The sequence below is a fragment of the Simplicispira piscis genome (assembly GCF_054783455.1).
On sequence record NZ_BAAGQN010000027.1, the window covers coordinates 89746 to 115086 of the forward strand.

Sequence of the window (25341 nt, forward strand, 5' to 3'; positions counted from 1 at the left end):
AATTTAGAATGAATCCAGCGCAAGGGCCGTTACGCTGTCAGCGCCTTCAACGATGCTGTCGCGCAAACCGGCCGCCTTGACCAGGATGTGTTCTGCATAGAACTGCGCTGTGGCAATCTTGGCACGCATAAAGGCCTCGTCCTGTCCCTTGTGCAACAGTTCCTGCGCCACCAGCAGCGCGCGGGCCATTTGCCAGCCCGCCACCAAATTACCCGCCAACATAAGGTAGGGCACGCTACCGGCAAACACCGCATTGGGCGATGCCTTGGCGCCGCCGCAAACAAAGTCCACCACGTCCAGAAAAGCCTTGCGCGCAGCGCCCAGGCGACTGGCCATGGCCAGGGCCGCAGGGGTTCCACTGGCCTGCAATTCGCTTTCAGTCTGGGCGATCTGAGCGGCCACGCCACGGGCAGTCTGGCCACCATCGCGCGCCGTCTTGCGGCCCACAAGGTCGTTGGCCTGGATGGCAGTCGTACCCTCGTAGATGGTCAAAATTTTTGCGTCACGGTAGTACTGGGCCGCACCGGTTTCCTCAATGAAACCCATACCGCCGTGCACCTGCACGCCCAGGCTTGCAACCTCGATGCTCATCTCGGTGCTATAGCCCTTGACCAGCGGTACCATGAATTCATAGAACGTGGCGTTTTCCTTGCGCACCTCGGCGTCCGGGTGGTGGTGCGCCGCGTCGTAGGCGGCAGCGGCCGTGCTGGCCATGGCGCGGCAGCCTTCGGTGGTGGCGCGCATGGTCATGAGCATGCGCTTGACGTCGGGGTGGTGGATGATGGCCGCGCTGGCGTTGATGCTGCCGTCCACGGGGCGGCTCTGCACGCGGTCCTTAGCGTACTGCACGGCCTTCTGGTAGGCGCGCTCGGCGATGGCGATGCCCTGGATACCGACGCCATAGCGGGCGGCGTTCATCATGATGAACATGTACTCGAGGCCACGGTTTTCCTGGCCCACGAGGTAGCCCACGGCGCCGCCGTGGTCGCCAAACTGCAGCACGGCCGTGGGACTGGCCTTGATGCCCAGCTTGTGCTCGATGCTGACGCAGTGCGCGTCGTTGCGCGCGCCCAGGCTGCCGTCCTTGTTCACCAGGAACTTGGGCACAACAAACAGGCTGATGCCCTTGACGCCCTCGGGCGCGCCCTGCACACGGGCCAGCACGAGGTGGACGATGTTCTCGGCCATGTCGTGTTCACCCCAGGTGATGAATATCTTGGTGCCAAACACCTTGTACGTGCCATCAGGCTGCGGATCGGCCTTGGTGCGTACCAGCGCCAGGTCAGAGCCGGCCTGCGGCTCGGTCAGATTCATGGTGCCGGTCCATTGGCCGGAAATGAGTTTTTCCAGATAGATGGCCTTGAGCTCGTCGCTGCCAGCTGTCAACAACGCTTCGATGGCGCCGTCGGTCAGCAGCGGACACAACGCAAAGCTCATGTTGGCGCTGTTGAGCATCTCCATGCAGGCTGCGCCAATGGTCTTGGGCAGGCCCTGGCCACCAAAGTCCTGTGGATGCTGCAGACCCTGCCAGCCACCTTCGGTGAGCTGACGGAAGGCATCCTTGAAGCCAGGCGTGGCTGTCACAACGCCGTCCTTCCAGGACGAGGGATTCTTGTCCCCCTCGAAATTCAGCGGTGCCAGCACACCCTCGGTGAACTTGGCGCACTCCTCGAGCACGGCGGTGGCCGTGTCCAGGCCTGCGTCCTCAAAGCCTGGAATCTGTGCGACCTGTTCGATGTGGGCCAGGTGCTGCATGTTGAACAGCATGTCCTTGACGGGGGCGGTGTAGCTCATGGGGTTCTCCGGGAGATGCAAAAGTCAAAAAAAAGGCATCGCAAGCGATGCCTTTTCGCGCACGACAGTGCTTTACAGGGCCTTGACCAGTTCCGGCACGGCCGTGAACAGGTCGGCTTCCAGGCCGTAGTCGGCCACGCTGAAGATCGGCGCTTCGGGGTCCTTGTTGATCGCCACGATCACCTTGGAGTCTTTCATACCCGCCAGATGCTGGATGGCGCCCGAGATGCCTGCGGCAATGTAGAGCTGCGGCGCCACGATCTTGCCGGTTTGCCCCACTTGCAGGTCGTTGGGGGCGTAGCCTGCATCCACTGCAGCACGGCTGGCACCAATGGCAGCGCCCAGCTTGTCGGCCAGCGGAGTCATGACTTCGTCGAACTTTTCCTTGCTGCCCAGTGCCCGGCCACCCGAGACGATGATCTTGGCTGCGGTCAGTTCTGGGCGATCGTTCTTGGCTATTTCGCGGCCCACGAAGCTGCTCTTGCCGGAGTCGGCGACAGCGGCCAGGCTCTCCACGGAGGCGCTGCCACCGGTGGCAGCAGCGGCGTCGAAACCGGTCGTGCGCACGGTGATGACCTTGGTGGCGTCAAGGCTCTGCACGGTGGCAATGGCGTTACCGGCGTAGATGGGGCGCTCGAACGTGTCGGCGCTGACCACCTTGCTGATTTCGCTGATCTGGCCCATGTCGAGCTTGGCGGCCACGCGCGGGGCGACGTTCTTGCCAGCCGCGGTGGCGGGGAACAGGATGTGGCTGTAGCTGCTGGCAACGGCCAGCACCTGGGCAGCAACGTTCTCGGCCAGGCCCTGTTCGAGGGCTGCGCTGTCGGCGTGCAGCACCTTGGCGACGCCGGCCACCTGGGCGGCGGCGGCGGCGGCGGCGGCGGCGTTGTGTCCGGCCACAAGCACATGCACGTCACCACCGCACTGCACAGCGGCAGTGATGGTGTTGAGCGTGGCGCCCTTGATGCTGGCGTTGTCGTGTTCTGCGATAACGAGTGCGGTCATTTTTTGTTCTCCTTAGATGACTTTGGCTTCGTTCTTGAGCTTTTCCACCAGGGCGGCCACGTCTGCCACCTTGATGCCGGCGCCGCGCTTGGCAGGCTCGGATACCTTGAGGGTCTTGAGGCGCGGTGCAACATCGACGCCCAGGTCTTCAGGCTTGACGATGTCGAGCGGCTTCTTCTTCGCCTTCATGATGTTGGGCAAGGTGACGTAGCGCGGCTCGTTCAGGCGCAGGTCGGTCGTGACCACGGCAGGCAGAGACAGTGACAAGGTCTCCAGGCCGCCATCCACCTCACGGGTGACGCTGACCTTGTCGCCATTGATCTCGACCTTGGAGGCAAAAGTCGCCTGGGGCAGATCGGCCAAGGCTGCCAACATTTGACCCGTCTGGTTGGCATCGTCGTCGATGGCCTGTTTGCCCAGAATGATGAGCCCGGGTTGCTCTTTGTCCACCAGGGCCTTGAGCAGCTTGGCCACAGCCAGGGGTTGCAGTTCCTCGGTGGTTTCGACCAGGATGGCACGGTCTGCGCCGATGGCCATGGCCGTGCGCAGGGTTTCCTGGCATTGGGCCACGCCGCACGAGACAGCAATGACTTCGGTGACCACGCCTTTTTCCTTCAGGCGCACGGCCTCTTCGACGGCGATTTCGTCAAAGGGATTCATGCTCATCTTCACGTTGGCGATGTCTACACCCGTACCGTCCGACTTGACGCGGACCTTCACGTTGTAATCCACCACGCGCTTGACAGGGACCAAAACCTTCATTGCTGCGGCTCCTAAAGTTGATTGAATTGACGTTTACGTAAACCAGAACATTTTATGCCGCAGTGCAGCGAAAGCACGAGACTCTTTGCCAGAACCCGACGACAAAAAAAGAACGATCGTGCTTTTTGGTGATTATAGGCCAGCAGGGCCCCTGCTTGTCCAGCACTTTAGTCGGCCAGCGCCCGGTCTGAGCCCGCCAGGGGCATCTGCCCCGGAGCAGCGCCCGTCAAATGCAGCACCCGCTGGGGAAAGGGAATGTCGATACCGTGCGCCCGCAAGGACCGCAGGATGGCCAGATTAACCTGGGAGCGCAAACCCATCTGTCCGTTCTCGGGGTCGGCAATCCAGAACCCCACGGTGAATTCGAGCCCGTCGGCACCGAAGGCCGACAGCGCCACGCTAGGGGCGGGATCGCGCAGGACGCGGCTGCTCTCCAGCGTGGCATCGGCAAGCAGGCGCAAGACCAAGTCCACGTCGCTGTCGTAACCCACGCTGACCACGGTCGAGGACCAGACACGCGGGTCCGCCAGGGTGAGGTTCTCAACCCGGCTGGTGGTGATCATCTCGTTGGGTACGACGGATTCACGGCCTCCAAGCGACCGGATGACCGTGTAGCGCGACTTGATATCCGTAACGCGCCCCTCAAACCCGTCCACGCGCACGTTGTCACCGATGCGTATGCTGCGTTCGGCAAGGATGACAAAGCCGCTCACATAGTTCGCCGCCAGCTTCTGCAAGCCCAAACCCACTCCAACGCCAATGGCACCGCCCAGTACCGACAGCGCCGTCAGGTCGATACCCACGGCAGACAAGGCCACGATCAGACCCACAAAAACCAGCAGCGCACGGGTAGCGTTGCTGACGGCCTTGCGCAGCGACAGTTCGCCGCCCGTGGCCGAACGCAGCAAGCGGGCCTCGATGGCGGCCGACAACCACAAGGACAGCAGCAACACCGCCGCCGCTGTCAGCGTGCCTTCGATGAGGGTGCGTACCGACAGCGTGCTGTTGCCCACCTTCCAGGTGATTTCGCCCAGCTCTTGCAGCACCATGGGCAGCAAGCCTGTGACCCACAGCACCATGACCAGCCAGGCCAGCCAGGAAATGCTGCGCTCGATCGGCCGCACCCAGCCCGCCTGCGGAAAAGCGGCCTGCAGCACTTTGACCCCCATGCGGATGACCACCAAGGCCACCAGCACAGGGATCGCCACGGCAAACGCCGCCAGCGGCATCCATTGCTGCACCAGGGTGCGCGCAACATAGGCCAACGCCAGCAGCACCAGCGGAAACAAAACACCATCGATCACATTGCGGCCAAACAGTATGGAGCGGGCATCGGTCGTGCGTGCGCCCCGGCGCAGCACAGACACCAGCGCCCAAGCCAGCACGGCGCACAGGGCGAGCACGCCCAGTTCGATCAATACGCTGGGCTGCGTGAACGCCTCCAGCCATGCATCCACCCCATCCACCAGCAAGGGCTGCACCCTGGTGGCCATCAGCACTTCCAGTGGGGTTTGCGTTTCTCCGCAAAAGCGCGGGCGCCCTCTTGTGCGGCTTCATCCATCATGTTCACGGCCATGGTCTGGCCAGCGAGCTGGTAGGCAGCGTCCAGGCCCAGTTCGCGCTGGCGGTACACCAGGGCCTTGCCCATGGCCACGGCAACGCGGGGTTTTTCCAGAATGGACTGGACAAGTTTCTCCACCTCGGCGTCGAGCGCATCGACCGGCACCACGCGGTTGACCAGCCCTTCGCGCAGTGCCGTGGCGGCATCGATGAAATCGCCGGTCAGGAGCATTTCCATGGCGCGCTTGGCAGGCACGTTGCGCACCAGGGGCACGCTGGGCGTGGAGCAAAACAGGCCGTAGTGGATACCACTGGTGGCAAAACTGGCGCTATCGACCGCCACCGCCAGGTCGGCCTGTGCAACCAACTGGCAGCCCGCTGCCGTAGCCATGCCATGCACCCGCGCAATCACCGGAACGTCGAGCTTTTGCAGCGACAGCATCATGCGGCTGCACTGAGCAAAAAGCTGCTGGTACCAGCCCAACTCCGGGTGCGCGGCCATGTCCTTGAGGTTGTGGCCAGCGCAAAAGGCCTTGCCCGCGCCCGCCAAAACCACCACGCGCACGGACCCATCGCCCACCAGCGCATCCAGCGCCTGCTGCAGGGCTGTCAACATGTCGGAGCCCAGGGCATTGAAACGTGCGGGATCGTTCAGGGTGAGTGTGACCACGCCCCGTGCGTCACAGGACGTGAGCAGTAATTCACCAGCGCTGGAAGTCGTCATGTGTATTTCTCCTGAGCGTTGCATTGGGCAAATTCGAAAAACGTGCGCTGCTGACGCCAGGGCCACCGAAGAACTGGCTTTGCCAGGCCTCTGGTGGCGTTCCCCTGGGGGGAAGACGCCGCAGGCGGCACAGGGGGGAGCTATAAATCCGCCAGCACGCGCACATGGGCTTCCACGCTGCGCGCCAGAGCATTCATCACATAGCCGCCTTCCAGGCAGGAGACGATGCGCCCATTGGAGAAACGGCGCGCTATGTCCTTGATGCGCTGCGTGATCCAGGTGTAGTCCTGCTCCGTCAAGCCCAGCTGACCCATGTCGTCATCGCGGTGCGCATCAAAACCGGCGCTGATGAAGATCATCTCGGGCTTGAACGCCTCCAGGCGCGGAATCCACATCATCTCGATCAGTTCGCGGATATCCATCCCGCGTGTGTAGGCTGCCACCGGGACGTTGAGCATGTTGGCGGCAGGGGCCTGGTCACCGCTGAAAGGGTAAAACGGATGCTGAAAGAAGCCGACCATGAGCGCACGATCGTCACCGGCCAGGATATCCTCCGTGCCGTTGCCGTGGTGCACGTCGAAATCCACCACCGCCACACGCTGCAGGTTGTAGCGCTGCAGCGCGTACTTGGCAGCCACTGCCACGTTGTTGAAGAAACAAAAACCCATGGCCTTGTCGCGCATGGCATGGTGGCCTGGTGGGCGCACCGCGCAGAAGGCGTTTTCCAGCTCACCGGCCATGACCGCATCGGTGGCAGCCAGCGCAGCCCCGGCCGAGCGCAGCGCTGCGGCCCAGGTGTGCACATTCATGGAGGTATCGGGATCCACCTGCGTATAAGCCGGGCCGCCAGCCTCCACTTCTTCGCGCAGCCAGTCGGTCAGGCCGCGCATGGCCGCGATGTGCAGACGGCCATGGGCCAGTTCGATGTCGGCCAACGCCGCCTCAGGCGCCTCGTAGCGCTCCAGGGCGTCGATAACACCGGTCACCAACAGGCGGTCTTCGATCGCATCGAGTCGCCCCGGACACTCGGGATGGCCTGGGCCCATTTCATGTTTCCAGCAGTCGCGGTGGGAAAAATAACCTGTCTTGCCCATTGCCTTGTCTCCACGCGTCAGAATTTCGGATAACGTCACGCCATGCCAACCCAGCACAAAATCAAATCCATTTTGGATCAGCTTAACACGGTGATCGTGGGCAAAAACGCCCGCGTACAGGACTGCGTGGCCTGCCTGTTGGCAGGCGGTCACCTGCTGATCGAGGATGTGCCTGGCGTGGGCAAGACCACACTGGCACACGCCCTGGCCCACACCTTTGGCCTGCAGTTTGCGCGCGTGCAATTCACGGCCGACCTGATGCCCAGCGACCTGATCGGCGTCTCCGTCTACGAGCGCGGCAAGGAAGCCTTCATGTTCCACCCCGGGCCGGTATTCGCCCAGGTGCTGCTGGCCGACGAGATCAACCGCGCCAGCCCGAAGACGCAAAGCGCCCTGCTCGAAGCCATGGAAGAAAAGCAGGTATCGGTCGAAGGCGCCACACGCGCACTGCCCGAGCCCTTTTTCGTCATTGCCACGCAAAATCCGCACGACCAATTGGGCACATATGCGCTGCCCGAGTCGCAGCTCGACCGCTTCCTCATGCGCATCTCGCTCGGTTACCCGGACCGCGCAGCCGAGCGCCAACTGCTCGCGGGCAGCGACCGGCGCGCCATGGCCAGCACCATGCTGCCGCTGCTTTCGGCCGAAGAGCTGGCCCACCTGCAACAGCAGGTGCTGGCCGTGCACGCGGCCGATCCGCTGCTGGACTATGTGCAGGACCTGATCACCGCCACGCGCTCGGGCCGCTGGTTTCTGCAAGGCCTCTCGCCACGCGCCGGCATTGCCCTGGTGCGCGCAGCCAAGGCGCAGGCGCTGATCAGCGGGCGCGATTACGTGGCGCCCGACGACGTGCAGGCCATCATCGCCCAGACGATCGCCCATCGCCTGGTACCCGTGGGCGATGCAGGGCGTGGTGCCGTCGAGCAGGTGCAGGCCATGGTCCAGTCCGTCGCGCTGCCTTGACGGCAGTGCCGCACGCAGGCCCGCCACACCCGATGGAACGCGCACACCCGCACCGTCCCTGGTGGCCTGACGCCCTCAACCCGTTGGCTGCCGTGCAACGGCGCTTTACGCGCTGGTGGCAGGCGCGCCTGCCGCTGGCCGACACCACGGTGCTCACGCAGCGCAATGTGTACATCCTGCCCACGGGGGCGGGTTGGATGCTGGCGCTCACCTTGCTGGTGCTGCTCGTGGCGTCCATCAACTTCCAACTCAACCTGGGCTACCTGCTCACTTTTTTGCTAGCAGGCAGCGCCGTGGTGGGCATGCACATCTGCCACGCCACGCTGCGCGGCCTGACCCTGCACCTCAAGCCCCCGGAACCCCATTTTCTGGGCCACAGCGCCACGCTGGAGGTGCAGCTCAGCAGCGAACGCCGCACCCCGCGCCACAGCATCGCGCTGGCCGTGCATGGCAGCGGGCACTGGGCCTGGACCGATGTGCCCGCCCAGGGCACGGCCAACGTGCAGGTAGCCTTTGCCGCGCCCCACCGTGGCCTGCACCGCGTGCCCACGCTGACGGCAGAGACCCGCTTCCCCCTGGGCACCTTCCGTGTCTGGACCGTGTGGCGCCCCGCCGCTGAAGTGCTGGTCTACCCCGCACCCGAACCGGGCGCTCCACCGCTGCCACCAGGCGAGCCCCGCGCGGGCGGCACGGGCAGTGCGCCCCACCAAGGCACCGGCGAATTTGAAGGCGTGCGCGCCTACCGCCGGGGCGATCCGCTGCAACTGGTGGTCTGGAAGAAGGCCGCACAGGCCCTGGCCAGTGGCTCCGACGCACTGGTCAGCCGCGATGCCCAGCAATCGCAGCGCCATGAACTCTGGCTGGACTACGCCCACACGGGCCTCGCCAACCCCGAGGCGCGCCTCTCGCGCTTGGCCGCCTGGGTACTGCAGGCCGACCGGCTGGGCCTGGACTATGGCCTGCGCCTGCCAGGCCAGGAAGTCGCCCAAGGCAACGGCCCGGCCCAGCGCCGACGCTGCCTGGAGGCGCTGGCGCTATGCTGAGAGAAATATCAATCAAATATACCTCAAGCGCTTATATATCAAGCGTGAAAAGCTATATTTACAATAGCACATTGGGGGCTGCATGAGCCTGCGCCAAACCCTTGCTGCGCTGCCACGCGATGCCCGCGACACCCTGTTCCTGCTCGCCGTCATTGCCTGGGTGATTGCACCGCAGACCGACGTGCTGCCGCTCTGGACCACAGCACTGGCCGCCACGCTGCTGGTCTGGCGCGGCTGGCTGGCCTGGACGCTGCGCCCCTTGCCCCGCACCTGGCTGCTGCGCATTTTGCTGGTGCTGGCCGTGGCGGGCACGGTGCTTACGCACCGCACCATCCTGGGGCGTGACGCCGGCCTCACCCTCATCGTCGTGTTGCTGGCCCTCAAGACACTGGAAGCCCGTGCCCAGCGCGACGCAATGGTCATCTTCTTCCTGTGCTTCTTCACGATGCTCAGCAACTTTTTCTATTCGCAGTCCCTGCTCACCGCCGCCGCCATGCTGGTGGCGCTGCTCGGTCTGCTGACGGCCCTGGTCAATGCCCACATGCCGGTGGGTCGGCCACCGCTGATGCAGTCGCTGCGCACGGCCGCCACCATGGCGCTGCTGGGCGCGCCCATCATGGCGGCGCTGTTCATGTTCTTCCCGCGCATGGCGCCGCTGTGGGGCGTGCCGGGCGACACCCTGACCGGCCGCACCGGCTTGTCGGGCAGCATGAAGGTGGGCTCCATCGCCGAGCTGGCCCTGGACGACCGCGTAGCGCTGCGGGTGCGCTTTGACGACCCAAAAATCGAACCACCCCAATCGGTGTTGTACTTCCGCGGCCCGGTGCTCTCCAGCTTTGACGGGCGCGAATGGCAGGCCGACCCGGTACGCGAAGACAGCGCCTTTGCTGGCCGCATGGGCCTGCCCGCGCAGCTGCAGGTGCAGGGCCCATCGCTGCGCTACGAAATCACGTTGGAGGCGCACCAGCGCCCCTGGCTGCTGCTGCTCGAAGCCGCGCCCGAGAAGCCCGAGGTGGCAGGCATGAATGTCTTTATGACGCAAGACCTGCAGTGGGTGGCATCGCGCCCCATCACCGACATCGTGCGCCTGCGCGCCGAAAGCTACCCGCGGTTCAGCCACGGCCCGCGTACCGCCACCCCGGCCTTGCGCTTCATGACGGCGCTGCCGCAGGGCCTGAACCCGCGTACCCTTGCGCTGGCCCAGCAAATGCGCGCCAACCCGGCCCTGGCAGCCGGTGGCACCCAGGCGCTGGTGGACGCCACGCTGCAGCGCCTGCGCACCGGTGGCTACGAGTACACGCTGGAGCCCGGCGTGTACGGAGAGCACACGGCCGATGAATTCTGGTTCGACCGCAAGTCCGGCTTTTGCGAACACATCGCATCGGCTTTCGTGGTGCTGATGCGCGCCATGGATGTGCCGGCACGCATCGTCACCGGCTACCAGGGCGGTGAGCGCAACCCGGTCGATGGCTACTGGACCGTGCGCCAGAGCGACGCCCATGCCTGGACCGAAGTCTGGATGGAAGGCCGTGGCTGGGTACGGGTCGACCCCACAGGCGCCGTATCCCCCGGGCGCGTAGGCCAGTTCCAGCGCCTGCAAGCCCCCCGTGGAGCCATGGCCAATGCAGTGGGCACAATGCTGAGCCCCGGTACTGTGCAGCGCCTGCGCGCCGTATGGGAAGCCGCCAACAACCGCTGGAACCAGTGGGTGCTGAACTACACGCAAAGCCGCCAGCTTGACCTGCTGCGCGCCATGGGCTTTGACGCCCCCGACTGGCAAGACCTGGCCCGCGTGCTGGCGGGGCTGATCGTCGCCGCCGCAGCGGCCGCTGCCGCCTGGACGCTGTGGGAGCGCTTGCAGCACGACCCCTGGCTGCGCCTGCTGGCCCGCGCCCGCGCACGCCTAGAGCGCAGCGGCCTACCCACCACGGCCAGCATGCCGCCCCGCACGCTGGCGGCACACGCCCAAGCCCGCTTTGGCGCCCCTGCCGACGACGCCGCAGCCTGGCTGCTGCGCCTGGAGCAACTGCGCTACGCCCCTCCCTCCACATCCCGGGTGCAGGCCCTGGGCCAGCTGCGGCGCGATCTGCGCCGCCTGCGCTGGCCTGCCCCACGCCGTCCTTCATGATGCAGAAATTTCTCTCGATTGCTCTTCTTTCAATAGCTGTTACCGCCCTATCTACGGGCGTAAATGCCAAAAATCCCTCTAAAAAGCAAGCCGCAGCAGCCCGCGCCGCCGAGCCGACCGGCACGCTCTACGCCCGCCGCGCCGACGCCATGCAGTTTGCCGACGACCTGGCCGAGCGCCGCGACCTGGACCGCGAATGGGTGCGCCAGGCCATCGGCCAGGCGCGTTTTCTGGCGCAAGTGCCGCGCCTGGTATTGCCACCGGCCAAAGGTACAGCGAAGAACTGGCAGGCCTACCGCAACCGCTTCATCGAGCCGGTGCGCATCCGCGCCGGGGTGCGCTTCTGGCAAGAGAATGGCGCCGCGCTGGCGCAGGCCGAGCGCGAATACGGCGTGCCCGCCGAGATCATCGTCGGCATCATTGGCGTCGAGACCATCTACGGCCAGCACATGGGCAACTTCCGGGTGATGGATGCGCTGGCCACGCTGGCCTTCGATTTCCCGGCCGAGCACCCGCGCGCGCAGGAGCGGGCAGCCTTTTTCCAGCGCGAGCTGGAGCAGTTCCTGAGCCTCATGCACCGCACGGACACCGACCCCTTCACCCCGCGCGGCAGCTATGCCGGTGCCATGGGCCTGGGCCAGTTCATGCCATCGAGCTGGGCGCGGTACGCCGTGGACTTCGACCGCGACGGCCACATCGACCTGTATGGCAGCGCTCAGGACGCCATCGGATCGGTGGCCAACTACTTCATCGCACACGGCTGGACACCCGGCATGCCCACGCACTTTGACGTACGGCCCGAGGGCAGCGCCGCGCAAACCGACGAACTGCTGGTGCCCGACATCCTGCCCACCTTCAGCGCCGCCAGCATGCAGGCCCGGGGCGCCGTGCTGGACGAGGCAGGCGCCCGCTACACCGGCCCGCTGGCCCTGGTCGAACTGCAAAACGGCGACAACCCGCCCAGCTACGTGGCAGGCACGGAAAACTTCTACGCCATCACGCGCTACAACTGGTCCAGCTACTACGCCATGGCCGTCATCGGGTTGGGCCAAGCCGTGGCCGCAGCGCGCCGTTGACCCCCAACCCGCCGTGACCGACCCGCACCTGCCTGCCCTGCACGCCACGGCCCCCGGCCTGTACCGCCACTACAAAGGCGGCTGGTACGAGGTGGTCGCCACCGTGCGCTGCAGCGAGACCCTGCAAGGCATGACGCTCTACCGCCCGCTCTATGGCGCAGGCCTGACCGATGGCACGCTATGGGTACGGCCCGCCGCGATGTTCAACGAATCGGGCCACTTTGCCGGCAAGGTACAGCCGCGCTTCGTGCGCCACGAACCCGCGCAGCTGCTGCTGGCCGACCTGCCCACCGCGCACGCACTCATCGCCCACCTGCGCGGGCAGGCGCAGCGGCAAGGCAGCCTGCCGTTGGACACAGCCCTGCGCCCGCCACCGCCCGAGCCCACCACTTGCTGCGGGCGCGGCTGCAACGGTTGCGTGTGGGAGGGCTTTTACACCGCTCTGCACCACTGGCGCGAGGACGCCATCGCCTTCTTGCAGCGCAACGAAGCATCTTCTGCAGTCTGCTAAAGCCCGCAAGACATGGGAAATACCCTGAGCATTTTGGTTGCCCACGAGTAGAAAAAGCCGTCACCATGCAGGACAAGGAGACCCTGCATGCCGATGCCACAGCTGTCCGGACTGGACGCCCTGTTTCTCTACATGGAGAAGCCCGAAATGCCCATGCACGTGGGCGCCATGCACCTGCTCGAACTCCCCAAAGGCTACCGGGGCCGCTATGTCAGCGACCTGCGGCGGCTGTATGCCGCGCGCATGCCTGCCCTGCCTGCGCTGCGCCGGCGCCTGTGGTGGATGCCCTTGAACCTCGCCAACCCGCTCTGGGTGGATGCCGAGCCCGACCTGTCGTACCACATCATCGAACACAAGCTGCCCCGCCGCGCGGCAGGCGGACCACCAAGCGACGCCCGCACGCTGCTGGAAGAAAAAATTTCGTTGCTGCACCCGCAACTGCTCGACCGCAGCAAACCGCTGTGGCGCATGCATGTCATCGAAGGCCTGCCGCGCAGCGCGCAGGGCCTCAAGCAGGTGGGGCTGTATTCGCAGTTGCACCACGCTGCGGTGGATGGCCAGGCGGCGGTGGCGCTGGGCAATGTGCTGTACGACCTGACGCCTGAACCCCGCGCAATCGCACTGCGCCCCTCACGGCGCAGCAAGGTCTTTGGTATCGGCATGGTGGAGATGCTGCGCGGAGCCCTCGGTAACGAGGTTGGCCAGGTGGCGCGTCTGGTGCGCGAACTGCCGGCCACGCTGGGCACCGTGGCCGGTGCAGCCAAGGACGCATTGACCAGCCAACGCCTGCGCGGCAAAGGCTCAGGCAACGTCACGCTGGCCCCGGCCACCCCCATGAACGTGACCGTGGGCACCACACGGGCCTTTGCAAGCGCCAGCCTGCCGCTGCCAGAACTCAAGGCCCTGGCACGCGCGCACGGTGCAACGCTGAACGACATGGTGCTCATGCTGTGCGCGGGTGCGCTGCGCAGCTACCTGCTGCTGCACCACAAACTGCCGCGCAAGAGCCTGGTCGCGGCCGTGCCCATTTCGCTGCGCCCGCAGGGCGACACCCGTCCGGACAACCAGGCCTCGATGAGCCTGATCAGCCTGGGCACGCACCTGGCCGATCCGGGCCAACGCCTGGCGCACATCCGTACCGCCAGCGGCGCGATGAAAACCACCATGGGACGCATGAAAAGCATCCTGCCGACCGACTTCCCGTCCATCGGCATCCCCTGGTTGATCGAGGCAGCGGCCACGCTGTATGGCAAGGCCCGCGTGGCCGACCGCTTGCCCCAGGTGGCCAATGTGGTGATTTCCAACGTGCCCGGCCCCCAGGTGCCGCTGTACCTGGCGGGTGCACGCATGCTCGCCAACTGCCCCACCAGCATCGTGGTACACGGCCTGGCCCTGAACATCACGGTGCAAAGCTTTGACGCACACATGGATTTCGGCCTCATGGCCGACGCGGCGGCGCTGCCCGATGTGAAGGCATTGGCCAAAGCTCTGGACGCCGCACTGGACGAGCTGCGCACTCTGCCCCACCCGCAGCCCGCCCCGCCAGCGGCCCGCCCACGCCCCCCTGCCCCGGCAGCTGCCAAGGTGTCGCGCAAGCGACCCGTCTCTCGGGTAAATGCCACCCGGAGAGGCGCTTGACATCTTTACCATGGTGCCATGGCCTCCACCTCAGAATGTGTCCCCATGCCTGCACATACCCGCCGCAAGACCCACGTCACACCCACCGAAGACGCCGGTCTGGACCTGATGCCACCGGGCCTCAGGCTGATGCTGCTCGAAGCCCGTGCGCCCTGGGAAGCCATGGCCATGGCCGCCGTCTCGCCGTGGCTCTCGCGCATGCCGCCAGGCGACGGGCATGCGGTGCTGGTCTGCCCCGGCCTGGGCGCATCCGACCTCACCACCCTGGCCCTGCGCCGGTTTCTGAAAAAACTGGGCTACCAGGCCTATGGCTGGAAGCAGGGCCTGAACCTGGGCCCCCGTGAGGGCGTCGTCGAAGGCTGTCTGGAGCGGCTCGAGGCACTGCACCGGGAGCATGGCGGAAAAATCAGCCTGATCGGCTGGAGCCTGGGCGGCATTTACGCACGCGAAATGGCCAAGGAAATGCCGGACCTGGTACGCGGTGTCATCACCTTGGGCACCCCGTTCACCGGCCACCCCAAGGCCACCAATGCCTGGCGTTTCTACCAAATGGTGAGTGGCCAAAACGCCCACGACGAAGAGTTGCTGGCCGAAGTGCGCAAGCCCCCGCCAGTGCCCACCACGTCGATTTACAGCAAGACCGACGGCATCGTGTCCTGGCAGTGCAGCATCAACCCGGCGCGGCATGCCCACACCGAGAACATCGAGGTGCGCGCCAGCCACATCGGCATGGGCATGAACCCGCTGGCCATGTATGCCATTGCCGACCGCCTGCGCCAGGAACCCGACCAATGGCGGCGATTTGACGTACAGGGCGCGCGGCGCTGGTTCTTCAAGGTGGCGCACCAGCCTGAGGCCGTCACACGGTGGTATTGAACCTAGAAACAGCAGTTGACCGCTTTGTATCTCTTGCTGGGCCGCATGAAAGCTATCGTTGATGACTCCAATAACGTTCACCTGATGGGGGAGAGCGCTATGCACCCACCAGCACCGCGCTCAGGGCGCCATGCGGCGTTGTTCCTCCTTGCGGGCAGGAGCCCGCCGCGTCGTCTCGCCTTGCCTGACACCCAGATCACGGCACCGGCGGGCACATCCAACTGCCGTTTCTAGGTTGAAACAGCGGGCTGCCTGACCCATGCAAATCCAGGCCAATGGACTGCACATCGAGGTGGACGACCAGGGCCCCGCTGGGGGCCCGGTGGTCTTGCTCATCATGGGTTTGGGCATGCAGCTCATTGCCTGGCCGCAGGCGCTGGTGGATGGGCTCGTGGCGCGCGGCTTTCGTGTGCTGCGCCTGGACAACCGCGACATCGGCCTGAGCCAGGGTTTTGACCATGCGGGGGTTCCGCACATGGCACTGGCAGGCCTGCGCCATCTGCTGCACCTGCCGGTGCGCTCGCCCTATTGCCTGGCCGACATGGCACGCGACGCCCTGGGCGTGCTCGACGCGCTGGGCATCGCCCAGGCCCATGTGTGCGGTGCCTCCATGGGCGGCATGATCGCCCAGCATCTTGCCGCCACCGCCCCGCAGCGCGTGGCCAGCCTTACGCTGATGATGACCACCAGCGGCGCCCGTTCACTGCCCAAACCCCGCTGGGCCCTGCAACGCACCCTGATGTCCCGTCCGGCGGGGCCTGGCGAAGATGCCGCCGTCGCCTGGATCGTGCACCTGTTTGGCGCCATCGGCAGCCCCGGCTACCCGGCCAACGCAGACACCCTGCGCGAGCGTGCCTTGGCCTCGGTGCGCCGCGCCTGGCACCCAGCGGGCTCGGCCCGGCAATTGCTGGCCATCGTGGCCGACGGCGACCGCACGCCCTTGCTGGCCCGCATCACAGCACCCACGCGCATCGTGCATGGCCTGGACGACCCGTTGGTACCCGTGGCCAGCGGCCAGCAACTGGCGCAGCACATTGCGGGCGCGCAGACGGACTTTATTCCCGGCATGGGCCACGATCTGCCGGATATGCTGCTCGGGCACTTCGCCACGGGCATCGCAGAGAACGCAGCGCGGGCACACCCCTGAGCGGACTTGGGAGGTTTTCGGACTTGGAGCGCCAAAGCCGCAGACAGTGCTGTAGCACTGCAAGGCGAAGCAACAACAACACGGATGGTTTAGAAACGGCATCACCTTGCAATCCGGTATCACAAGCCCCCTGCCCAGCGCCGCAATGGGGTTCGCGCCACAATGTGCAGCCCCGTTCTCGACGCTCCTCCTCAAACATCACCCTGCATGCCTGCCACTCCCCCCTTCGTTTCCGACGCAGACGCCATCGTCCGCGTGCGCGGCCTGAGCAAAACCTATGCGGGTGGATTTCAGGCACTGAAAAATGTAAACCTGGACATCCGGCGCGGTGAGATTTTCGCCCTGCTCGGCCCCAACGGTGCGGGCAAGACCACGCTCATCAGCGTCATTTGCGGCATGAGCAACGCCACCGAGGGTACGGTGACCGCCGACGGCCATGACACGGTGCGCGACTACCGCACCGCCCGCGCCGCCATTGGCCTGGTGCCGCAGGAGCTGCACACCGATTCGTTCGAGACCGTGTGGGCGACAGTAAGCTTTAGCCGCGGGCTGTTTGGCAAAGCGCCCAACCCGGCGTTCATTGAGAAGATTCTGAAAGACCTGTCACTCTGGGACAAGAAGGACAACAAAATTCTTCAGCTTTCGGGCGGCATGAAACGCCGCGTGCTCATTGCGAAGGCCCTGTCGCACGAGCCAAAGATTTTGTTCCTCGACGAGCCCAGCGCCGGGGTGGACGTAGAGCTGCGCCACGACATGTGGCGCCTGGTGCGTGAATTGCGCGATGCCGGTACCACCATCATCCTGACCACGCATTACATCGAAGAGGCCGAAGACATGGCCGACCGCATTGGCGTGATCCGCAAGGGTGAGCTGATCGTGGTGGAAGACAAGCACGTACTGATGCGCAAGCTCGGCAAGAAGCAGCTCACGCTCACCCTGCAGCAGCCCATGGAACGCGTGCCAGACGCCTTGGCACGCTGGCCGCTTGCCCTGTCACAGGATGGCCAGCAGCTCATCTACAGTTTTGACACGCAGCAGGAAGACACCGGCATTGCCGCACTGCTGCGCGCGCTGGGCGAACTGGGCATTGACTTCAAAGACCTGCATTCCAGCGAAAGCTCGCTCGAAGACATCTTCGTCAGCCTGGTCCACGACACGAAAGCACCGCAAGCATGAAGGGCCTCAATCTGCACGGCGTGCGTGCCATCTACGCCTTTGAAATGCACCGGGCGTTTCGCACCTGGATGGGAAGCCTGGTGGCACCGGTGCTCTCGACCGCACTGTATTTCATCGTCTTCGGCTCGGCCATCGGTTCACGCATGGGTGACATTGGCGGCGTAAGCTATGGCGCCTACATCATCCCCGGACTGTTGATGCTGTCGCTCTTGTCCGAGAGCATTTCCAACTCGGCGTTTGGCATCTACATGCCCAAGTGGTCAGGCACCATTTACGAGCTGCTGAGCGCACCGGTGAACTGGGTCGAGGTGCTGCTGGGCTATGTGGGAGCGGCGGCAACCAAGTCGCTTCTGGTGGGCGCTCTGATTCTCACAACAGCACGGTTTTTTGTACCCTACGAGGTCGCGCACCCGGTATGGATGGTGGGCTTCCTGGTGCTCACGGCGATCACCTTCTGCCTGTTTGGTTTCATCATCGGTTTGTGGGCCGACAGTTTTCAAAAACTGCAGATCATTCCGCTGCTGGTGATCACGCCTCTCACCTTCCTGGGCGGTGCGTTCTACAGCATCAACATGCTACCGCCGCTGTGGCAGAAGGTGTCGCTGTTCAACCCGGTTGTCTACCTCATCAGCGGCCTGCGCTGGGCGTTCTACGGTCAGGCTGACGTGCACATCGGCGTGAGCGCGGGCATGACACTCGCGTTCATGGCGATATGCCTTTGCGTGGTGTGGTGGGTGTTCAAGACCGGGCACCGTATCCGCAAGTGAGCCTTGAAACAGCCGTCACACCAGCTTGCGAATCGGCTGATGGCGCCAGATTTTTCGGTAGTAGGTCGCTTGCAACAACAGCATTGCAGCAAAGGCGATCGGGTAGCCCATCCACACGCCCCTCAGCCCGAACTTCTGGCTGAGCAACCACGCGGCGGGAACCTCAACCAGCGCAATGCAGGCAATCGCAATGCCAGTGGGCACCAACACTGCGCCGCTGGCCCGCATGATTCCTGACAGGGCCGAGGCCATGCCGAAGATCACCGTGCTCCACAGCATGATGTGCAGCAGCTCCTGCGCCACCTCGATCACGGCCGGGTCGGTGATGAAAAAACCCATCAGCGTGCGCGAAAAAAGGTAGCCCAGCAGCACCAGCGCGCCTGTGAGCACCACGTTCATCCACAGCGCCGTACGCACGATCGCGCCCAGCGTGTGCAGGCGTCCGGCGCCAATGGCCTGCGCACCCAGGATGGAGGTGGTGATGGCAATCGAGATGGCTGGGAACTGCACATAAGCCACCACCTGGTTCACCGCACCATAAGCGGCCGTGGCCTGCGAGCCATAGCCATTGACCAAGCCCAGCAGGGCCAACTCGGCGAGCGAGATCACGATCATCTGCACCCCGGTAGGGACACCCACGCGCAGCACGCCGCGCAGCAAGGCGAGGTCAATGCGCAAATGTGGAATCAACGCACGCCCCGGCGCGAGCGGGCTATGGAGGCGCACCAAGCGCCAGCCCAGCCAGGTCGTGGCCACCACAAAGGACACCACGGTGGCAGCCGCGCCGCTGGCCACACCCAGCTGCGGCAAACCCGCCCAGCCACGAATGAGCGCGGGCGTGAGCACCAGTCCAATGCCCGCGGAAATCAGCAGCGTGTAGAGCGGTGTGACCGTATCGCCCACCCCGCGCAGCATGGCCGTGGCCAGCAGAAACACGAACAAGCCGGGCATGGCAATCAGGATGATGCGGGCGTACTGCGTGGCGTCTTGCAAAATGTCGGCCGGAGTGCCCAGCGCACGCAGCATGGGGCCGGTAAAGCTCCCGCCCAGCACCGCCACAAACACACCAAACACCACGCCCACGGTGAGCGTGGTACCGGCCACGGCACGCACACGGTCTACCTTGCCTGCACCCCAGGCCTGGCCAATCAGCACCGAGGCGCCCGCACCCAACCCGATCATGAAGGCGATGAAAAAGAACATGACCGGGAAGAAACCAGAGACCGCCGCCAGCGCTTTCACGCCCAGCATCTGACCGAGGTAGATGTTGTTGAGCGTGCCTGAGAGGGACTGCAGGATGTTGCTCGCCAGCATGGGGGCGAGGAACACCGCAAACACACGCCAAAGCGGGCGTGTGCCCGCAGGGGCCGCACCGGGCGCCTTCTCAGGAGGCCGCATTGTCTTCACTCCACGACGCAGCAGCCAGACCCTGCAAATAATGCGAAACATCCACAGGCCAAGGTGCTACCAACGCGGCAAAGCGCTTCTGGTCGCCCGCAAACAGCGCGCGTGCGGCCTCCTCGAAACCTTCCAGTGATCCTGCCATGGCGGTCATGAAGCGGTAGGTCGCTTCACGTGATTCGCGTACCGTATCACGCCCCTGGTGAATGCGCCGTGCTTCTTCCACCAAGCGGCGCAAGGCGACCGAGGCGCCGCCGGGCTGGCGGCTGAGCCAGTCCCAATGGCGCGGCAAGAGCGTGACCTCGCGCGCCACCACGCCCAGCTTGGGGCGGCCAACACTGCGCGGTGCACTTTCTGGTGCGGGCTCTGCATCTGCACCCGGCGCAGGTTCGCGCAGATCCAGATCCACCAACGCACCGCTGGTGTCGTCAAAAATCAAAACCGATGCACCGCCCTGGTATTGCCGCATTTGTGCAAAGACCTCTTCCCGGCTGCCATGGGCAATGCGCTCAAACCCGCCAAACGCGGTCAGGGTGCGGGCGCTCATGGACGATCCCCGTTGTAGCCGCTGTCGCCATGGCAAGGGGTCTCCTCGCGCCATAGTTGCAGCATGCTGTCGAGTTCAGCCGCGTAATCAAAAAGTGGATCGTCCCGCTCCTTGATGTGGTCCAGCACAGCAAAGCTGAAAGCCTCGGCACCATGCGCAATCCAGTCTTGCTGCAGCGATTTGTTGCGGTGTGAGCGCATTTTCAACTCGAACCGCATGCGGTTCATCGCGCCATCGAGGTTGAGGCTGCCGCCCACGTAAACCCGGCCATTGGTCTGGTTCGTCAGGGCGAAAACACCCGCAGGCGGACGCGAGTCCTTGTATTGGCGCACCAGTGCGCGGCGCGGCGAAAGGGCGGCGTGGGCAGGCAATGAGTAAGTCATGCCTTTTATTTTACCCGGGCAATATTTGCAATGCAATATACCCGGGTAAAAAACAACCCCTCTTTAAAAACGCTGCATCTGGCAGTTGTGCGGCTGCTGGGTCTGCGCTGCAGGAATATCGCGCACCACGCGGAAGCCATAGCCCGAGCCTTCCACATCAAACTTGACGCCCGGAGCGCCCTGCTTTTCCATCAGGCCCACCACCAGCGGCTGCTGGAACTGGTGGTCGGCAGCGCGCATACGGCCACTGCGTCCGGCCAGTTGCACATGGGCTTTTTCCATCTGGCGTGCAACGGCCGTGGTGTCCACGCTGCCTGCAGCTTCGATGGATTGGGCCAGCGCTTCGACCATGAGCTGCATGCGCATGTGCACATAGTCGTCTTGCGGCTTGGGAAAGCGCGCCCGGAAGGATTGGTAGAACGCTTCGCTCTGGGCGCCCGGCACATTGGGCATCCAGTCGGCCACAGCGATCACTTTGTCGATGCCGGCATCGCCCATAGCCGCGGGGGCGCCCAGTGCGTTGCCATAAAAGGTGTAGAAGCTGCCGGTGTAACCCACCTCGCGCGCTGCCTTGACGAGCAGCGTCAGATCGTTGCCCCAGTTGCCGGTGATGACCGCCTGCGCGCCACTGGTCTTGATCTTGACGGCATAGGGAGCAAAGTCTTTCACCCGGCCCACGGCGTGCAGTTCGTCACCCACGATGGCCACATCGGGGCGCTGGGCGGCCAGCTGCTTCTTGGCCTCACGCAGCACGGCCTGGCCAAAGCTGTAGTCCTGGCCAATCAGATAGACACGCTTGAGGGCATCGTCGGCACGCAACACGCCCATCAGGGCGGCCATGCGCATGTCGGCATGGGCATCAAAGCGGAAATGCCAGAAGCTGCACTTCTCGTTGGTGAGGATGGGGTCCACCGCCGAATAGTTGAGAAACAGCACGCGCTTGTCCGGCTCACGCTCGTTGTGCTTATTGATGGCATCGATCAGCACGGCTGCCGTGGCCGATGAATTGCCCTGCATGACGACGCGCGCGCCGTCATCGATGGCCGCGCGCAGCGCCGACAGGGCCTCTTCGTTCTGGCCCTTGCTGTCGTAGCGCGCAAGCGCCAGGGCGCGCGCGCCACCGGCCTCTGACGGCAGCAGCACACCACCGCGGGCATTCACCCGATCCACGGCCCAGAGGATGTTGCGAAACACCGCCTCTCCCGTGTTGGCAAATGTCCCGGACAGGCTCTCGATCAACGCGACCTTGACGGGTTGTGCGGTACGCGCCACCGGTGCTGCCGTTTGCGCATGGCTGGCGGTCACGGCACACGCAGCAGCAAAGGCCACACCGACGGCAAAACGCCATGGTGGCTGGACAGCGATTTTCAACGGGGCCAGGTGAAAATTCAGCATATTTTTAGATCCTTGAAATCGGCATGGGCACACCTCAAGTCAAGGGCATGCGGTCAACACCACGCACGCCGCGCAGTTTATAGGAGTTAACCCTGATGCTTTTCTCGCCCATGATGACCCGTCGCGCAGCCTGCGCTCCCCGCTCTGCCGATATGGCATTGCAGCGTTTTTTGCTGGACGCAATGCCTGCAGCCCCGGCCCGCCGCACTCCGGGCTACACCGTGGCGCAGGATGAAAAGGCCACCACGCTGCAGCTCGACGTGCCAGGCCTGGCGCGCGAGCAACTCCAGATCACCATCGAAGGTACGCAAGTGCAGGTCAAAAACACCGAAGGTGCGCCGCGCCAGGTGAATCGCGCCTGGGAGCTGCCCACGCCCATCGACGCCGCCGCCAGCTCGGCCAGGCTGGAGCACGGCGTGCTCACGCTCACCCTGGCCCGCCAGGCCCCCGGCACGCGCGCCGTGGAGCTGACGGTGCATTGAGGCCCCCGCACCGCAAGCTATTTTTTCGATAGCTGCTAGCGCCCGCTGTGTATACGCTGCGGGCGTTTTTTATTCCAAAACCTGCAAGCGCCGCCCCGGCTGTGCGCCACACGCCCAGCGCAGGTCACAGCGCATCGAGCGGACTCAAAATACCGCGTCCGCCCTTGTTGAGCACATGGGTGTAGATCATGGTCGTGCCCACGTCGGCATGACCCAAAAGCTCTTGCACGGTGCGGATGTCGTAGCCCGCCTGCAGCAAATGCGTGGCAAACGAGTGGCGCAGCACGTGCGGCGACACCGGCTTGTCGATCTGCGCGCGCCGCGCCGCCTCGCGCACCGCGCGCTGCACCGATTCGGGGTACACATGGTGGCGCCGCTCCAGCAATTGGCCCGTGCGCGCATCCGGGCGCGGGTCGATGGCCCGCACCGGCGACGGAAACACCCATTGCCACGCCCAACTTTTGTCGACATTCGGGTATTTGACGGCCAGTGCATGCGGCAAATACACGCGGCCCAGGCCTGCGGCCAAATCCTTCTCATGCAGCGCGCGCGCCTTTTGCAGCTGCGCCTGTAGCGGGGCCATCAGGTTCTCTGGCAAGACGGTGACGCGATCCTTGCCGCCCTTGCCCTCGCGCACCACAATCTCGCGCCGCGCAAACTCCACATCCTTGACGCGCAGGCGCAGCCCTTCCAACAAGCGCATCCCCGTGCCGTACAGCAACTCTGCCACCAAGCCAGCGGTTCCATCCATGTGCTGCAACAGCGTGCGCACCTCGGTAGGCGTCAGCACCACGGGCAGGCGGCGCGGCCGCTTGGCCTGCACCACCTCATCCAGCCAGGGCAAATCAACCCCCAGCACCTGCTTGTACAAATACAGCAGCGCGGCCTTGGCCTGGTTCTGGGTGGAGGCCGACACCTGCCGATCCACCGCCAGGTGGCTCAGAAACGCCTCGACCTCCGCCGCGCCCATATCCTGGGGGTGGCGCTTGCCGTGGTAGACAATGAAGCGCCGCGCCCAATCGATATAGGCCTGCTCGGTGCGAATGCTGTAGTGCCGGGTGCGCAGGTGAATGCGCAAACGCTCCAACAGCTTGGGCTGGCGCAGCGCCGGTGCATCGCCGGCAGTTGGCAGGTTTGCGGGATCGGTCGGCATCCGCAAAATTTTAGGTTTGCCTAAATAACAACCCATTGGGGTTTACCTGGGAGGACTGGGAGAGGCGTTGCGTTATCAGACCGTTCCACGTAGCATCACTGTCGTCTAATTCTAGTTAGGCAGAAATAAATGAGCATTGAAATCACTGCGGCAGGAAACTCGGAAACGGCAGCTCACTCAGCACTTCTGCAATTGGGCTATAGCGTCAGTGCCCTCAATACAGAGCCTAAGCTATTCAAGGCTACAAAGCAGAGTGTTCAGCTGGTGGCAGAAGACATGTTGCAGCTGCTTGGCTTGGTCAAACTCCTCGACGTTCGTGGCCACAATTGGCAACCTACTGATGCAGAGGTCGATCGGTTCCTTTTACTGGGGCAGCCACATGCCTAACAATTTGCTGCAGTCGACGTCCCTGCTTCGCAGTGCCGCGCCTGAGCTTCGTCGTTAGGCGGCAAGGCGTCACAGCGTCGCCGTTCACGCTGTTTTTGGAGGTTAAAAATGTCGATGCAAGTAATGCCGATAGTAAAAAATGGGGCTTGCCCTAGCGGATACTCGGCGCAAGGAAATATGTGCGTCCCAACATCAAGCGCAAAAGTTGCGATTCCAAAAAATGGAGCGTGTCCAAGCGGCTGGAGTGCGCAGGGAAACTACTGCGTGGCAACTACCGCCAATCCAAAAATTGTCATTCCAAAAAGCGGCGCATGCCCCAGCGGTTACAGCGCTCAGGGCAATTACTGCGTCTCTACTAAATAGGTCTCAGCCTAACAAGGCGTCCAGGTGGATGGCCCTAGCGGGTCGCCGCTTAATTCAAGCGTCAGTCAGAAAAATAGGAAATGTTATGGCTCATGAAGTTACGTTGGATATCTCTACCAAGTTCGTTCTACACAAAGATGTTCAGATTGAGGTTAAGAAAGATGGGAAGAAACTAGGAACAGCATTAGTCAGTAAGGGCAACATGGAGTGGGTTCCATCAGGAAATTCCGTGAACAAAAAACGACTTTCTTGGGCAAAATTTGCTGAACTAATGGAAGAGCATGGCAAAGACGTAAAAATTGTCTAACCATTAATTCAAGCCGACCCGCTAAAGCGGTCGACTTAATGCAAACGTTAGCCCGCTCTGAAAATCGCTTTATCTTGGCCCATGGTTTATTCACCTGCATTCACCTTCTCAGGCGTTTATCCGCTGGGTGTTTTGCCGCGTGCCGGGCTTTGCCTTTGGGTGCTGCGCTGGTTTCAAGCCTTTTTGGCCTCTAGCGCTTTTGCAGCAAGCGCTAGTAGCTATCATTTTGCAAGCACTGCGTCGCTTCCGTGGCGCGGTGCCTTTTCGCAGCTCGCGCACGTCGTCAAGCTGGGGTTTCCCGTTTTGGCTTCTGTGCCTAACTGTTCGTTGCAGCGGAAGGCTACGCCGCTCGCTGAACTCGGTCGTTAGTCTGCGAAAACGTGATAACCGAATCCTTCGTTTTGCTTGTTCAAGAGTTGGTTAGCTCTATTGCCTTCAAGATTGCTGTCCGACTCAAAGTTGGACAGCACGAACGATGGAAACGTATGGCGCTTGAATTTTTCGTCTTTGCGCTTCTTGTCATACCGTTATTCTTTATCTTTGGCTGGTTATTTCTTCAGGCTGTTTCATGGCTTCTTTAGCAATCGTGCCTAACTCTGCATATATGGACTCCCCCACAAGTTCAAGAAACTGATCGATATTTTGGTTGTTGGGGAAGC

Annotated in this window: 25 protein-coding genes and 1 pseudogene; 15 read left to right on the plus strand and 11 right to left on the minus strand. The window is 63.6% G+C overall.

Annotation, left to right across the window (positions count from 1 at the left end):
* Positions 1–3: 3 nt before the first annotated feature.
* The 6 genes from ACYVOC_RS17250 to ACYVOC_RS17275 all read right to left on the minus strand — a co-directional run bounded on the left by ACYVOC_RS17250 (position 4) and on the right by ACYVOC_RS17275 (position 6939).
* On the minus strand, positions 4–1794 hold the full coding sequence (locus tag ACYVOC_RS17250) for an acyl-CoA dehydrogenase (RefSeq protein ID WP_461162582.1): 1791 nt from the start codon (positions 1792–1794) through the stop codon (positions 4–6).
* Between the two features lie 72 nt (positions 1795–1866).
* Positions 1867–2799, minus strand: coding sequence for an electron transfer flavoprotein subunit alpha/FixB family protein (locus tag ACYVOC_RS17255; protein ID WP_116003248.1), 933 nt, complete (start codon positions 2797–2799; stop codon positions 1867–1869).
* Positions 2800–2811: 12 nt separating this feature from the next.
* Positions 2812–3561 (minus strand): electron transfer flavoprotein subunit beta/FixA family protein, encoded by a 750-nt coding sequence (locus ACYVOC_RS17260; RefSeq protein WP_461162583.1) that lies wholly within the window; start codon positions 3559–3561, stop codon positions 2812–2814.
* Positions 3562–3728: 167 nt separating this feature from the next.
* Entirely contained in the window at positions 3729–5054 is a 1326-nt protein-coding gene (locus ACYVOC_RS17265; protein ID WP_116003246.1) for a mechanosensitive ion channel family protein, read from the minus strand.
* A complete protein-coding gene (locus tag ACYVOC_RS17270; RefSeq protein WP_461162584.1) occupies positions 5054–5845 on the minus strand; it encodes an enoyl-CoA hydratase in 792 nt (263 codons plus the stop codon). Before ACYVOC_RS17270 ends, ACYVOC_RS17265 begins: the two co-directional genes overlap by 1 nt.
* Positions 5846–5985: 140 nt before the next feature.
* Positions 5986–6939 (minus strand): histone deacetylase family protein, encoded by a 954-nt coding sequence (locus ACYVOC_RS17275; protein ID WP_461162585.1) that lies wholly within the window; start codon positions 6937–6939, stop codon positions 5986–5988.
* A 42-nt stretch (positions 6940–6981) separates the two neighbouring features.
* Here ACYVOC_RS17275 and ACYVOC_RS17280 point away from each other — a divergent pair, with 42 nt between their 5' ends.
* From ACYVOC_RS17280 to ACYVOC_RS17330, 11 genes and pseudogenes are all read left to right on the plus strand, one after another.
* Positions 6982–7902 carry an AAA family ATPase gene (locus tag ACYVOC_RS17280; RefSeq protein WP_116003243.1) on the plus strand — a complete coding sequence of 307 codons (921 nt, stop codon included), beginning with the start codon at positions 6982–6984 and terminating at the stop codon, positions 7900–7902.
* A gap of 32 nt (positions 7903–7934) precedes the next feature.
* Positions 7935–8945: a DUF58 domain-containing protein gene (locus tag ACYVOC_RS17285; RefSeq protein ID WP_116003242.1), complete on the plus strand. Its 1011-nt coding sequence runs from the start codon at positions 7935–7937 to the stop codon at positions 8943–8945.
* 82 nt (positions 8946–9027) lie between these two features.
* Entirely contained in the window at positions 9028–11073 is a 2046-nt protein-coding gene (locus ACYVOC_RS17290; protein ID WP_116003241.1) for a transglutaminase TgpA family protein, read from the plus strand.
* Positions 11073–12149, plus strand: a complete 1077-nt coding sequence (mltB, locus tag ACYVOC_RS17295; protein ID WP_461162601.1) for a lytic murein transglycosylase B — start codon at positions 11073–11075, stop codon at positions 12147–12149. The genes ACYVOC_RS17290 and mltB overlap by 1 nt, the downstream gene beginning before the upstream one ends.
* 13 nt (positions 12150–12162) lie before the next feature.
* Positions 12163–12402, plus strand: a pseudogene (locus ACYVOC_RS17300) (DUF1653 domain-containing protein); the annotation flags it as partial.
* Positions 12397–12660, plus strand: a complete 264-nt coding sequence (locus tag ACYVOC_RS17305) for an oxidoreductase-like domain-containing protein (protein WP_461162602.1) — start codon at positions 12397–12399, stop codon at positions 12658–12660. The pseudogene ACYVOC_RS17300 and the gene ACYVOC_RS17305, both read left to right, overlap by 6 nt.
* Positions 12661–12747: 87 nt before the next feature.
* A complete protein-coding gene (locus ACYVOC_RS17310; protein WP_461162586.1) occupies positions 12748–14298 on the plus strand; it encodes a wax ester/triacylglycerol synthase family O-acyltransferase in 1551 nt (516 codons plus the stop codon).
* Positions 14299–14343: 45 nt separating this feature from the next.
* The gene (locus ACYVOC_RS17315; protein ID WP_116003238.1) at positions 14344–15174 is read left to right on the plus strand and encodes an alpha/beta fold hydrolase; all 831 of its coding nucleotides are present in this window, start codon (positions 14344–14346) and stop codon (positions 15172–15174) included.
* Positions 15175–15433: 259 nt separating this feature from the next.
* Positions 15434–16321 carry an alpha/beta fold hydrolase gene (locus tag ACYVOC_RS17320; RefSeq protein WP_461162587.1) on the plus strand — a complete coding sequence of 296 codons (888 nt, stop codon included), beginning with the start codon at positions 15434–15436 and terminating at the stop codon, positions 16319–16321.
* A gap of 207 nt (positions 16322–16528) precedes the next feature.
* Positions 16529–17497, plus strand: coding sequence for an ABC transporter ATP-binding protein (locus ACYVOC_RS17325; RefSeq protein ID WP_116003236.1), 969 nt, complete (start codon positions 16529–16531; stop codon positions 17495–17497).
* Positions 17494–18264, plus strand: coding sequence for an ABC transporter permease (locus tag ACYVOC_RS17330; RefSeq protein WP_116003235.1), 771 nt, complete (start codon positions 17494–17496; stop codon positions 18262–18264). Before ACYVOC_RS17325 ends, ACYVOC_RS17330 begins: the two co-directional genes overlap by 4 nt.
* A gap of 15 nt (positions 18265–18279) precedes the next feature.
* Here ACYVOC_RS17330 and ACYVOC_RS17335 read toward each other — a convergent pair whose 3' ends face one another.
* The 4 genes from ACYVOC_RS17335 to ACYVOC_RS17350 form a co-directional block, all read right to left on the minus strand.
* A complete protein-coding gene (locus tag ACYVOC_RS17335; RefSeq protein WP_461162588.1) occupies positions 18280–19662 on the minus strand; it encodes an MATE family efflux transporter in 1383 nt (460 codons plus the stop codon).
* Positions 19649–20212, minus strand: a complete 564-nt coding sequence (locus tag ACYVOC_RS17340; protein ID WP_461162589.1) for a DUF2239 family protein — start codon at positions 20210–20212, stop codon at positions 19649–19651. The genes ACYVOC_RS17335 and ACYVOC_RS17340 overlap by 14 nt, the downstream gene beginning before the upstream one ends.
* Positions 20209–20595 carry a GIY-YIG nuclease family protein gene (locus ACYVOC_RS17345; RefSeq protein WP_461162590.1) on the minus strand — a complete coding sequence of 129 codons (387 nt, stop codon included), beginning with the start codon at positions 20593–20595 and terminating at the stop codon, positions 20209–20211. Before ACYVOC_RS17345 ends, ACYVOC_RS17340 begins: the two co-directional genes overlap by 4 nt.
* A gap of 63 nt (positions 20596–20658) precedes the next feature.
* Positions 20659–21990: a branched-chain amino acid ABC transporter substrate-binding protein gene (locus ACYVOC_RS17350; protein WP_461162591.1), complete on the minus strand. Its 1332-nt coding sequence runs from the start codon at positions 21988–21990 to the stop codon at positions 20659–20661.
* 95 nt (positions 21991–22085) lie between these two features.
* On the opposite strand from ACYVOC_RS17350, the gene ACYVOC_RS17355 reads away from it, so the two are divergent.
* Positions 22086–22472, plus strand: coding sequence for an Hsp20/alpha crystallin family protein (locus ACYVOC_RS17355; protein WP_461162592.1), 387 nt, complete (start codon positions 22086–22088; stop codon positions 22470–22472).
* Positions 22473–22596: 124 nt separating this feature from the next.
* Here the strand turns inward: ACYVOC_RS17355 and ACYVOC_RS17360 are convergent, their stop codons facing one another.
* Positions 22597–23625, minus strand: coding sequence for an integron integrase (locus ACYVOC_RS17360; protein ID WP_461162593.1), 1029 nt, complete (start codon positions 23623–23625; stop codon positions 22597–22599).
* Positions 23626–23754: 129 nt separating this feature from the next.
* Between ACYVOC_RS17360 and ACYVOC_RS17365 the strand changes: the two genes are divergently transcribed.
* From ACYVOC_RS17365 to ACYVOC_RS17375, 3 genes are all read left to right on the plus strand, one after another.
* Positions 23755–24012, plus strand: a complete 258-nt coding sequence (locus ACYVOC_RS17365) for a hypothetical protein (RefSeq protein WP_461162594.1) — start codon at positions 23755–23757, stop codon at positions 24010–24012.
* Positions 24013–24460: 448 nt separating this feature from the next.
* Positions 24461–24682, plus strand: a complete 222-nt coding sequence (locus tag ACYVOC_RS17370; protein WP_461162595.1) for a hypothetical protein — start codon at positions 24461–24463, stop codon at positions 24680–24682.
* Positions 24683–24763: 81 nt separating this feature from the next.
* The gene (locus tag ACYVOC_RS17375) at positions 24764–25051 is read left to right on the plus strand and encodes a DUF1010 domain-containing protein (RefSeq protein ID WP_461162596.1); all 288 of its coding nucleotides are present in this window, start codon (positions 24764–24766) and stop codon (positions 25049–25051) included.
* Positions 25052–25341 lie beyond the last annotated feature (290 nt).

Coding starts and splice junctions, on each gene's coding strand:
- ACYVOC_RS17270 (WP_461162584.1), bottom strand. CDS start 5,845: ATGACGACTTCCAGCGCTGGTGAATTACTGCTCACGTCCTGTGACGCA.
- ACYVOC_RS17260 (WP_461162583.1), bottom strand. CDS start 3,561: ATGAAGGTTTTGGTCCCTGTCAAGCGCGTGGTGGATTACAACGTGAAG.
- ACYVOC_RS17265 (WP_116003246.1), bottom strand. CDS start 5,054: ATGGCCACCAGGGTGCAGCCCTTGCTGGTGGATGGGGTGGATGCATGG.
- ACYVOC_RS17375 (WP_461162596.1), top strand. CDS start 24,764: ATGGTTTATTCACCTGCATTCACCTTCTCAGGCGTTTATCCGCTGGGT.
- ACYVOC_RS17315 (WP_116003238.1), top strand. CDS start 14,344: ATGCCTGCACATACCCGCCGCAAGACCCACGTCACACCCACCGAAGAC.
- mltB (WP_461162601.1), top strand. CDS start 11,073: ATGCAGAAATTTCTCTCGATTGCTCTTCTTTCAATAGCTGTTACCGCC.
- ACYVOC_RS17340 (WP_461162589.1), bottom strand. CDS start 20,212: ATGAGCGCCCGCACCCTGACCGCGTTTGGCGGGTTTGAGCGCATTGCC.
- ACYVOC_RS17325 (WP_116003236.1), top strand. CDS start 16,529: ATGCCTGCCACTCCCCCCTTCGTTTCCGACGCAGACGCCATCGTCCGC.
- ACYVOC_RS17280 (WP_116003243.1), top strand. CDS start 6,982: ATGCCAACCCAGCACAAAATCAAATCCATTTTGGATCAGCTTAACACG.
- ACYVOC_RS17365 (WP_461162594.1), top strand. CDS start 23,755: ATGAGCATTGAAATCACTGCGGCAGGAAACTCGGAAACGGCAGCTCAC.
- ACYVOC_RS17330 (WP_116003235.1), top strand. CDS start 17,494: ATGAAGGGCCTCAATCTGCACGGCGTGCGTGCCATCTACGCCTTTGAA.
- ACYVOC_RS17370 (WP_461162595.1), top strand. CDS start 24,461: ATGGCTCATGAAGTTACGTTGGATATCTCTACCAAGTTCGTTCTACAC.
- ACYVOC_RS17255 (WP_116003248.1), bottom strand. CDS start 2,799: ATGACCGCACTCGTTATCGCAGAACACGACAACGCCAGCATCAAGGGC.
- ACYVOC_RS17250 (WP_461162582.1), bottom strand. CDS start 1,794: ATGAGCTACACCGCCCCCGTCAAGGACATGCTGTTCAACATGCAGCAC.
- ACYVOC_RS17335 (WP_461162588.1), bottom strand. CDS start 19,662: ATGCGGCCTCCTGAGAAGGCGCCCGGTGCGGCCCCTGCGGGCACACGC.
- ACYVOC_RS17355 (WP_461162592.1), top strand. CDS start 22,086: ATGCTTTTCTCGCCCATGATGACCCGTCGCGCAGCCTGCGCTCCCCGC.
- ACYVOC_RS17360 (WP_461162593.1), bottom strand. CDS start 23,625: ATGCCGACCGATCCCGCAAACCTGCCAACTGCCGGCGATGCACCGGCG.
- ACYVOC_RS17275 (WP_461162585.1), bottom strand. CDS start 6,939: ATGGGCAAGACAGGTTATTTTTCCCACCGCGACTGCTGGAAACATGAA.
- ACYVOC_RS17285 (WP_116003242.1), top strand. CDS start 7,935: ATGGAACGCGCACACCCGCACCGTCCCTGGTGGCCTGACGCCCTCAAC.
- ACYVOC_RS17290 (WP_116003241.1), top strand. CDS start 9,028: ATGAGCCTGCGCCAAACCCTTGCTGCGCTGCCACGCGATGCCCGCGAC.
- ACYVOC_RS17320 (WP_461162587.1), top strand. CDS start 15,434: ATGCAAATCCAGGCCAATGGACTGCACATCGAGGTGGACGACCAGGGC.
- ACYVOC_RS17350 (WP_461162591.1), bottom strand. CDS start 21,990: ATGCTGAATTTTCACCTGGCCCCGTTGAAAATCGCTGTCCAGCCACCA.
- ACYVOC_RS17345 (WP_461162590.1), bottom strand. CDS start 20,595: ATGACTTACTCATTGCCTGCCCACGCCGCCCTTTCGCCGCGCCGCGCA.
- ACYVOC_RS17310 (WP_461162586.1), top strand. CDS start 12,748: ATGCCGATGCCACAGCTGTCCGGACTGGACGCCCTGTTTCTCTACATG.